General features: G+C 46.5%; 6 protein-coding genes, 1 tRNA gene and 1 pseudogene. 2 read left to right on the top strand and 6 right to left on the bottom strand.

Annotation, left to right across the window (positions count from 1 at the left end; translation table 11 throughout):
• Positions 1-20 precede the first annotated feature (20 nt).
• The 6 genes from ACEW8S_RS01035 to ACEW8S_RS01010 form a co-directional block, all read right to left on the bottom strand.
• A tRNA-Asp gene (locus tag ACEW8S_RS01035) sits at positions 21-97 on the bottom strand.
• Between the two features lie 156 nt (positions 98-253).
• The gene (locus ACEW8S_RS01030; RefSeq protein WP_373516336.1) at positions 254-1,183 is read right to left on the bottom strand and encodes a DUF58 domain-containing protein; all 930 of its coding nucleotides are present in this window, start codon (positions 1,181-1,183) and stop codon (positions 254-256) included.
• Between the two features lie 224 nt (positions 1,184-1,407).
• Complete coding sequence (trxA, locus tag ACEW8S_RS01025) at positions 1,408-1,725, bottom strand: co-chaperone YbbN (protein ID WP_373516335.1); 318 nt, start codon at positions 1,723-1,725, stop codon at positions 1,408-1,410.
• Between the two features lie 100 nt (positions 1,726-1,825).
• Positions 1,826-6,211 carry a DNA polymerase III subunit alpha gene (gene dnaE / locus ACEW8S_RS01020; protein WP_373516334.1) on the bottom strand — a complete coding sequence of 1,462 codons (4,386 nt, stop codon included), beginning with the start codon at positions 6,209-6,211 and terminating at the stop codon, positions 1,826-1,828.
• 259 nt (positions 6,212-6,470) lie between these two features.
• A complete protein-coding gene (locus ACEW8S_RS01015; RefSeq protein ID WP_373516333.1) occupies positions 6,471-6,761 on the bottom strand; it encodes a type II toxin-antitoxin system RelE/ParE family toxin in 291 nt (96 codons plus the stop codon).
• On the bottom strand, positions 6,754-7,005 hold the full coding sequence (locus ACEW8S_RS01010; protein WP_373516332.1) for a type II toxin-antitoxin system ParD family antitoxin: 252 nt from the start codon (positions 7,003-7,005) through the stop codon (positions 6,754-6,756). The genes ACEW8S_RS01015 and ACEW8S_RS01010 overlap by 8 nt, the downstream gene beginning before the upstream one ends.
• Before the next feature lie 267 nt (positions 7,006-7,272).
• Between ACEW8S_RS01010 and ACEW8S_RS01005 the strand changes: the two genes are divergently transcribed.
• Together ACEW8S_RS01005 and ACEW8S_RS01000 are read left to right on the top strand one after the other, a co-directional pair.
• Positions 7,273-8,697: a sulfatase gene (locus ACEW8S_RS01005; RefSeq protein ID WP_373516331.1), complete on the top strand. Its 1,425-nt coding sequence runs from the start codon at positions 7,273-7,275 to the stop codon at positions 8,695-8,697.
• A 198-nt stretch (positions 8,698-8,895) separates the two neighbouring features.
• A pseudogene (locus ACEW8S_RS01000) lies at positions 8,896-9,471 on the top strand (30S ribosomal protein S16); the annotation flags it as partial.
• Between the last annotated feature and the right edge of the window lie 338 nt (positions 9,472-9,809).

The following is a 9,809-nucleotide window of genomic DNA, read 5'->3' as shown; positions in this document are numbered from 1 at the left end:
CTCGGAGGCCCTTGTTTACTTGGCGGTCTGGACGGGACTCGAACCCGCGACCCCCTGCGTGACAGGCAGGTATTCTAACCAACTGAACTACCAGACCAATGATTTTGTTCGCTTGATGCGGACTCCCGCAACAGCGGGATTTAAATCTTGTTCAAATGCTTTTCAAAAGCGTGGACACGTTTCGATAAGCAACTGCAAATATACGCTGCTAATTGAATTGGGCAAACAATTTTTTGCAAAATAATCCGATGCTTTACAGAAATTTTTGCCGTTCGGTCATAAAGGTGTTCAGTACCGTTGAAAAATTACCCCTGATATCAACACCGACATACTTAATATGGTATTGGGCGCATTTCAGTTTTAAGTCTTCGAAGTATCGGGCTACACTATTTTCATAGGCTTCTTTGATGGAATCTGAGTATAGGTCGATGTGTTCTCCGGTTTCCACATCCAGAAAACGCTTGGGGGTGTTTTCAAAATCGAAATGTACTTCCGTTTCCTTATCCAACAGATGGAATAATACCACCTCGTGTTTATTGTATTTGAGATGCCGCAGCGCCTCGAACAATTTTTCATCAGCGGTTTCGGTCTGAAACATATCGGTAAACAAAAAGATTAGGCTTCGACGTTTGATCTTTTCGGCAATGAGGTGCAAACAGGTGTAGGTTTCGGTCTGCTGGGCGGGTTTGGTCTCCAAGCTTATTGCGCCGAGCTTTGCCAAAAGCATCTGGTGATGACGCTCGCTGCCCTTTTCGGGAGAAAAATAATCATACGCACCCGAATACACGCTTAAGCCAACGGCATCCCTTTGCCGTTTCAGTACGTTCATTAGGGCTGCGATGGCCAAAACCCCGAATCCGATTTTGTTGAGGTTTTCGATACCCAAATTTTTCACTTCGGGATAGTACATCGAGGCAGAGCTGTCCAATATCATATGGCAGCGCAGATTCGTTTCCTCCTCGTAGCGTTTGGTGTAGAGCTTGTCGGTCTTGGCAAAAAGCTTCCAATCGATGTGTTTGGTGCTTTCGCCATTGTTGTAGATTTTATGCTCGGCGAATTCGGCGGAGAACCCATGAAACGGACTTTTATGTATTCCGCTGATAAAACCTTCTACGACCTGATTCGCCAAAAGCTCGAGGTTTTGGAAAAGGGAGGCCTTGTTCAGTTCCGATTGTAGGTTCATTGTGCTAAGATAGAGGTTTTTTAGGAGGGGAGAGGGGGGCTAACGTTTACCAAGCCCATATAGTTCAAAATCCAATCTGCCTTCGGCAGGTTCAAGGTTCTACGAAGTAGCTATTGAACCTTTAATTTTCCTTGGCTGATGTGTATCACATTCCCCTATAAAATCAAAAAATCCCGCCAAAGCAGGATTTTTGATTTTCATTTCCCTTTCGAGAATTAAAATGTCTACAACACCGCATCAATGGCGTCGGTATAGGCTTTCTTGGGGGAAACCCCAACTTGCCTGTTCACGATTTCGCCACCTTTAAACACGAGTACCGTAGGTATGTTCCGTACGCCATATTTCGCTGCAAATTCTTGGTTGGCGTCTACGTCGACTTTACCGACAACGGCTTTGCCTTCGTATTCGGTACTCACCTCATCGATGATGGGCCCTACCATTCTACAGGGGCCGCACCATGCCGCCCAAAAATCTACTACTACCGGTTTATCACTTTTAAGGACGACTTCATCAAAAGTGGCGTCCGTTATTTCTAATGCCATAATTTCTACTTTTATTGATTATGCAAACTTAGTCAAATATTCCATGTTTTTCTTACTCCATACGGATTCGTTTTGACTATAACGGTATTGGGGTATCCAATCAATTTAAGGTATAATGCACCTGATTTTCCTTCAAACTCGCCAAGAGTTCGCTCGAAATCTGTACTTTCTGCTTCCGGCTTGATAGTCTGACCTTTATCTGCTGATCCATTTCATAGACGACAAAATTAAGGGGATGGCTGCCTTGATGCATCACTAGGGTATCCTTCAACTGGTGGATACCTTCCTCTTTCAATTCATCGATGTTCAGTTTGATGGTCAGTTTTTTGGCGTAAGTTTCCATGACTTCTTGAATCATTTTTACAGTCCTGAACTCCAATCTTGGCTCAGATTTTTTACCCGTTTCCCGATTCATCCAGCCCTCTTTTACAAAAGCCTTTACATATACCATATGATTTATTAACATATGCTTACGGTGTTCAAGATATTGCTCACTAAATATCCGGAATTCGTAAGTATCCTTATAATCCTCTAAAGTAAAAATCCCCCAGGGTTTTCCGTTCTTTGAGGTTCGATGCTGCACGTCTGTAATGACCCCCGCAAAAGACAGTTCGCGGTTTACATAATTTTCCAAGGTATTGACATAAGAAACCTCGGCGTTACAGAACGCATCGATTTCGGTTTTAAAATCGTCGAGCGGATGGCCTGAAATATAGATGCCGACCACTTCTTTCTCCCGTCGCAATTTTTCCATCGTACCCCATTCTTCAGAGGGCGGAACAGTAGGTTCAGCAATCTGTACCTCACTGGAATCCCCGAATAGGCTCACTTGGGCGGAGTTTTCGTTTTCCTGAAATTTCGCACCGTATTTGACCACTTTTTCCAAGAAGGTTACACCGTCGCCTTCGTCCTGAAAATATTGGGCGCGGTGGGCCGTTCCGAAGGAATCGAAACCCCCTGCAACTGCTAAACTTTCGAAAGCCTTTTTGTTGGCCGCGCGCAAATCGATGCGCTTGGCCATATCGAAAACGGATTTGAAAGGGCCGTCTTCTTTCCTGTTGGCCACGATGGTTTCCACTGCGGATCGGCCGACGCCTTTGATGGCACCCATCCCGAAACGTACGGCACCGGCTTGGTTGACCGCGAATTTATAGTAGGATTCGTTGACATCGGGACCCAAAACTTCAAGGCCCATCCGCTTACATTCCTCCATAAAAAAAGTTACCTGTTTGATGTCGTTCATGTTGTTCGACAGCACCGCGGCCATATATTCGGCGGGATAATGCGCTTTCAGATATGCGGTCTGGTAGGCGATGTACGCATAACAGGTGGAGTGACTTTTGTTGAAGGCATAGGCGGCGAAGGCCTCCCAATCTTTCCATATTTTTTCTAACACGTCCCTTGGATGTCCCTTTTTCTCTCCCCCGTCCAAGAACTGGGGTTTCAATTTTTGAAGCAGTGCGAAAATCTTTTTTCCCATCGCCTTACGCAGGACGTCGGCGTCACCTTTGGAAAATCCCGCCAGTTTTTGGGACAATAACATCACCTGCTCTTGGTACACCGTAATACCATAGGTCTCCTTCAGGTACTCCTCCATATCCGGAAGGTCATAGGATATAACTTCGTCCCCATGTTTTCTTCGGATAAAACTCGGGATGTACTCCATAGGCCCTGGACGGTACAGCGCGTTCATCGCAATCAAGTCATCGAAAACGGATGGCTTTAGATCTTTCATGTGCTTCTGCATGCCAGGGGATTCGTACTGAAATATTCCCACCGTATCGCCTCGTTGAAAAAGCTCATATGTCTTTTCGTCATCCAAGGAAAAATCGTCGGGCACCAGATCGATGCCGTGCTTCGCCTTTACAATCTTGACGGTATCCTTTATTAAGGTCAACGTTTTTAATCCTAGGAAATCCATCTTCAACAGTCCCGCACTTTCTACGACGGAGTTATCGAATTGGGTAACATACAGGTCGGAATCCTTCGCTGTGGCCACCGGCACGAAATCGGTGATATCGCTGGGTGTAATAATGACCCCGCAGGCGTGGATTCCCGTATTTCGCACCGAACCTTCGAGCACGCGTGCCATATTGACGGTCTGGCCCTCTAAATCATCGGTCTCGGCGATATTCAACAGCTGATTAACCTTCTCTAGATCATCGGGCCGGAATTTCTTTTTCAGATCGGCTTCCGACACCCCGAAAATCTTACTTAATTTGGACATGGTCGGAATCAGCTTTGAAATCCGGTCCGCATCGCCCAAGGGCAGATCAAGCACCCGCGCCGTATCGCGAATCGAGGATTTTGCGGCCATGGTACCGTAGGTAATAATCTGCGCCACCTGGTTCGCGCCATATTTTTTAATGACATAATCCATAACACGCCCCCTGCCCTCGTCATCGAAATCAATATCGATATCGGGCATGGACACCCGATCCGGATTTAAGAAGCGCTCGAAAAGCAAATCATACTTTAAGGGATTGATGTTGGTGATCTTAAGGCAGTACGCCACCACCGAACCGGCAGCGGAACCCCGGCCGGGACCTACGGAAACATCCATATTCCGTGCCTCTCGGATAAAATCCTCCGTAATCAAGAAATAACCGGGGTATCCGGAATTCTTAATCGTATCCAGCTCAAAATCGATACGTTCCCTGATTTCCGGCGTGATTTCTGCATAGCGTTTTTTCGCACCTTCGTAGGTGATATGCCGCAGATAGGCATTTTCTCCACGGTTGCCGCCGTCCGCCTCATCTTCCGCGACTTTAAACTCCGTAGGTATATCGAACTTGGGCAACAGCACCTCACGTGCCAGCTCGAAAGGCTCGATTTTATCGACGACTTCCTGCACGTTCAAAATGGCCTCGGGCACGTCTTTGAAAAGGACCTTCATGGCGTCGCCAGACTTGAAATAGTACTCTTGATTGGGCAATCCGTAGCGATACCCACGACCACGTCCGATGGGTGTCGCCTGTTTCTCGCCGTCCTTCACACAGAGCAGAATATCATGCGCTTCAGCATCTTCTTGGGCACAATAATACGTGTTGTTGGTCGCAACAAGTTTGATGTCATGCTTCCGGGCGAACTGTAAAAGCACTTGGTTGACCCGGTCCTCATCTTCCTGTCCGTGGCGCATTATTTCGATATACAGGTCGTCGCCGAACTGCTGCTTCCACCAAAGTAAGGCCTCCTCCGCTTGGTTTTCACCGACGTTCAAGACTTTTCCGGGTACCTCGCCGTAGAGGTTTCCGGTCAGTACAATGATATCCTCTTTGTATTGCTGTATAATTTTTCTGTCGATACGCGGCACGTAGTAAAATCCGTCCGTATACGCAAGTGACGACATTTTACAGAGGTTGTGGTAGCCCTTTTTATTCTTGGCCAACAGCACGATCTGATAGCCGTAATCCTTTACATTTTTATTGGTATGGTCATCGCAGACGAAGAATTCGCAGCCGATTATCGGCGTAATTTCCTGTTCGGTAATCGACGCTCCATGTTTCTCCGCCGTTTCATTTCTTTCCCGGACACCCTTATTGTGTCCGCCGACTTCCTTGACGAAATGGAAAGCGCCCATCATGTTCGCATGGTCGGTGAGGGCAACGGCCGGCATGTGGTTATCCGCTGCGGATTTGACCAAGTCCTTAATATTGATAGTGGATTGTAAGACCGAAAACTGGCTGTGGTTATGCAGATGCGTGAATTGGGCGTCTTCAAGGGTCTTGATATTTTCCTTGATTTCTTCCTTGGATATCTCCTGCGTTTCGTTGATGCCGAGTTTATCGGATATTTTTTGGGATGCCTTTTTAAGATCGATATGCTTCAGGCCGACCGGTTGGATTTCCTGAGGATTGGCCTCGGAAAAGTTTTGGAAATAATCCGGCTGAACATCCAGTTTTTCTTTGGGATAAAATATTCTACGCACCAATTCCAGGAAGCATCGTGTTGTCGCTTCAACATCGGCCGTAGCATTATGGGCCTCCGCAAAAGGTTCGTCAAAAAGATATTCATGAAGCTCGGTCAAGGTAGGAAGCTTGAACTTACCTCCCCGCCCGCCGGGAATTTGGCAAAGCTTCGCAGTTTCTTCCGTACAGGTATCCAACACCGGCAATTCTTGCAACGGATTTTCAACGGCCAGCCGATGGAACTCCGCCCCCATAATGTTTCGATCGAATCCGACATTTTGGCCGACGATGAATTTGGTCTTCGCCATGGCCGCGTTGAACTTTTCCAACACTTCGGCCAAAGAAAGCCCCTGCTCTTCCGCCAATGCCGTGGAAATACCGTGTATTTGCTCCGCATCATAGGGGATATTGAACCCGTCGGGGCGAATCAGATAATCATGATGCTCCACCAGATTGCCCATTGCATCGTGCAACTGCCAAGCAATCTGCACGCAGCGCGGCCAGTTTTCAGTGTCGGTGATGGGGGCGTTCCAGCGTTTGGGAAGTCCGGTGGTTTCTGTGTCGAAGATTAAATACATGTTTGTTGCTTGGGGTTTATGGTTTGCTGGATACTCGCTGTTTAAGTTTCAATCGCCACTGCGTAGTTCTTCAAGTTTACATTAAACTTTGAGCATGTCAACGGCACGATTGAACCTTGAACCAACCACGGCATACTATTTAAATTATAGCGGATTGGTTTAAATCATTCTGTAAAATTAGGCAATCGGATAGCGTTTTGGAAAAGGATTTTTTAGGAGTTATTAACGGTCAATTTCAGACCCATTTAAGGTATAATTCTTAAAAATACCGCTTGAAATCCATCTTTTGATGAAGCACTCTAACTATTGCTATACCATTTTCTTCCGGTCGAAAAAAAATGGTGTGCGATTTGAAGATATATCGCTTTAGATTCGGTGCATATAGTGAAGCGTTTCTTGCTAAATCAGGAATTTTGGCCAGAGCTTTGAAACAATTATAAAGACCATCTTTATAAACCCTAGCTTGCTCGACCCCGAACTTTCGTATGGTAAATCGGGCAATATCCAGTAAATCGGAGTCCGCTTTAGTCGTGATTCGGTAGTCACCCATTTTTTTGATCCGTATATTCCTTTTCGGCCTGAGACCAAATATCGTCAAGGCTTCGGGTACTGAAACCACTATCGAGTCCCTCTTGAATCGCGGCCTTCGTCATTAGAAAATCCCTGTTTTTTTGCTCGTCCCTCCGCACCAAGTCCCGCACATAATCGCTTTCGTCCTTATAATGGCCTTGTTGCACCACGAACTTTAACCATTCGTCCTGTTTTTCCGCAAATGTGATTGATTTTCTTGCCATTATTTCTATTTTTGATTCAAAAAATACCGTTATTGATGCAAGATATGGTATATTTTGAATCTGTGCTAAACTTTTTGATTTAAGCAGCGGACAAGTTGCTTAAGATTTAAACCCCAATTCGTAGAAGAATCATGGCTTTTTCGTTGAGAATATACATGGTAACGGTCCGCATATGTTTAATTTTAATTTACTGGCTGTTAGCCACATTCCAGTTAACTGAAAGATACGAAATTTGTCTATCTTCAATTCCTATAAGAAATTAACAATATGTACACCATAAAATTACTTTCCAAACTATTAAAACACCTTTGCCTTCCATTTCTTTTGATAGGGATGCATGTCAGATCCGCACAAACCGACGAAAGGCAACCTCCGAACTTCGTCATCATCTTTGCCGATGACCTCGGATATGGCGATCTTGGCGTGTTTGGCCACCCTACCATCAAAACCCCCAACCTCGATCGTATGGCCCACGAAGGCCAGAAATGGACGAACTTTTACGCGGGCGCAAGCGTCTGTACCCCGAGCAGGGCAGCCTTGCTCACCGGAAGGCTTCCGGTTCGCAGCGGTATGGCGAGCAACAAACAGCGCGTACTTTTCCCTAATTCGAAAAACGGGCTCCCCGCCGATGAAATCACGTTGGCAGAGCAATTAAAAGAAGTAGGCTATAGCACTGCCTGTATCGGAAAATGGCATTTGGGGCATAAGGAACAGTATCTGCCCACTAATAATGGCTTCGATTACTATTTCGGCGTCCCCTATTCCAACGATATGGACAAAACCGGGGGGCAAGATTATAAAGAGGCGGCCAAAGAAGGTTTTTCCGCCGTCAAAATCGAGGATTACAACGTGCCCTTGATGCGGAATACCGAAATCATCGAACGCCCCGTCGACCAGAATACGATTACCAAACGCTATTCCGAGGAAGCCGTTTCCTATATCAAAAAGAATAAGAACAAGCCATTTTTGGTGTATCTAGCGCACAACCTGCCGCATATTCCCCTCTTCGCCTCAAAAGAATTTTTGGGAAAGAGCGAACGCGGATTGTACGGCGATGTGGTCGCCGAAATCGATGACGGTGTCGGCAAAATCGTGGCTGCCTTAAAAGAGGAAGGTCTCGCCGAGAATACGATTGTGGTCTTTACCTCCGACAACGGCCCGTGGCTACCGTTCGAGACCCATGGCGGCAGCGCCGGACTTTTACGGGCCGGAAAAGGAACCACTTGGGAAGGCGGTATGCGCGAGCCGACCATCTTTTGGTCTCCCAAAAAAATAAAGCCCACCGTCATTACCGACCTCGGTTCGACGATGGACCTTTTCACGACTTTCAGCAAGCTTGCCGGAGCGAAAATCCCGGACGACCGTAGTATCGACGGCGTCGACCTGAGTGTTACTTTGTTCGAAAAAAAGGAAAGCCCTAGAAAAAATATGTTCTACTATCGGGGTACCGACCTTTATGCCGTGCGGCTAGGGGATTACAAGGCTCACTTCATCACCGAGGGTGCCTATGGACAATTCGGGGAACGGGAAGAACATGCGACGGCCATCCTATATAATGTAAATGAAGATCCTTCGGAACAGTTCGATATTGCTGGGGAGCATCCTGAAATTATCGAACAGATCAATGGGGTTGTGGCGCAGCATCGGGCCACCTTGGTTAGAGGGATAGATATGCTGGCGGAGCGGGAGTAGGATGTTTTCATTGGCAATGTCGGTTTGCCGCCCTATAATTTAGAGGGTGGTCATTTTTCCCTTAAAAACGTCAATTTTTAATTTTCTACAATAATGTATTCCCTCTATTGTCCATTTCAAGAAATGAAGTATATTTGCACCCGCTTAAATAATTAGAATTAATAACTAGGGTCGGGCACCCTGCAAAATTAATGTGATATGCCAGTAAAGATCAGACTTCAGAGACACGGTAAAAAAGGTAAACCATTTTATTGGATCGTTGCCGCCGATAGCCGTGCCACAAGGGACGGTAAATATTTGGAAAAATTGGGTATCTATAATCCCAATACCAATCCCGCTACTATCGATTTAAATTTCGACAATTCCGTGAAATGGTTGCAGAACGGTGCACAGCCTTCGGATACTGCCCGGAATATTCTTTCCTATAAAGGTGTTATGATGAAACATCACCTTTTGGGCGGTCTTCGTAAAGGCGCCCTTACGGAAGAGCAAGTCGAAGAAAAATTCAATACTTGGTTGGAAGAGAAAGAATCCAAAATTTCCGATAAGGTAAGCGGATTGGACAAGGAAAAGGAAAAGGCCAAAGCCGACGCCCTAAAAGCGGAAAAAGAGATTAACGAAAAACGTATTGCCGACGCCAATGAAGCCGAACTTCCGGAAACTTCCGAAGGCGAAGATTCTTCCGAGGAAGTCGAAGCCGTAACCGAGACGGCTCCTGAACCGGAAGCCGATATTGCGCAGAGCAAAGAAAAAGCCCCGGAAGCCGAGGCGAAAGAGACACCAGCGGCAAAGTCCGAGGCCGACAAGCCCGAGGCTAAAAAGGAGGACGCCAAAGAAACCGAAGAGGCCGACAAAAAGGTTACAGACGAAAAAGGCGACGATAAAAAGGCTACAGCCGTGCCGGAAACCGAAGAGGTCGTCAAAACCCCGGAAGCCGCACAAACGGATAGGGACAATGCAGAAGATAACTTCGCCGCTCCGGTAGTCGAGAAAGAAATCTTGAAGGAAACCGAAGGCATTACCGATGCGCCCAGCGTTCAAGAAGTAGTTACAGATGAGGACTTCGAGAAAAAAGACGCCGACAAGCCTCAGCCTGCAGACAACAAGAAAGC

This window comes from Pricia sp. (assembly GCF_041745955.1).
In the GTDB taxonomy this organism is placed as follows: Bacteria; Bacteroidota; Bacteroidia; order Flavobacteriales; family Flavobacteriaceae; genus Pricia.
Note: the sequence above shows the minus strand (reverse complement) of the source record. Positions and strands in the feature narration are given on the sequence as shown.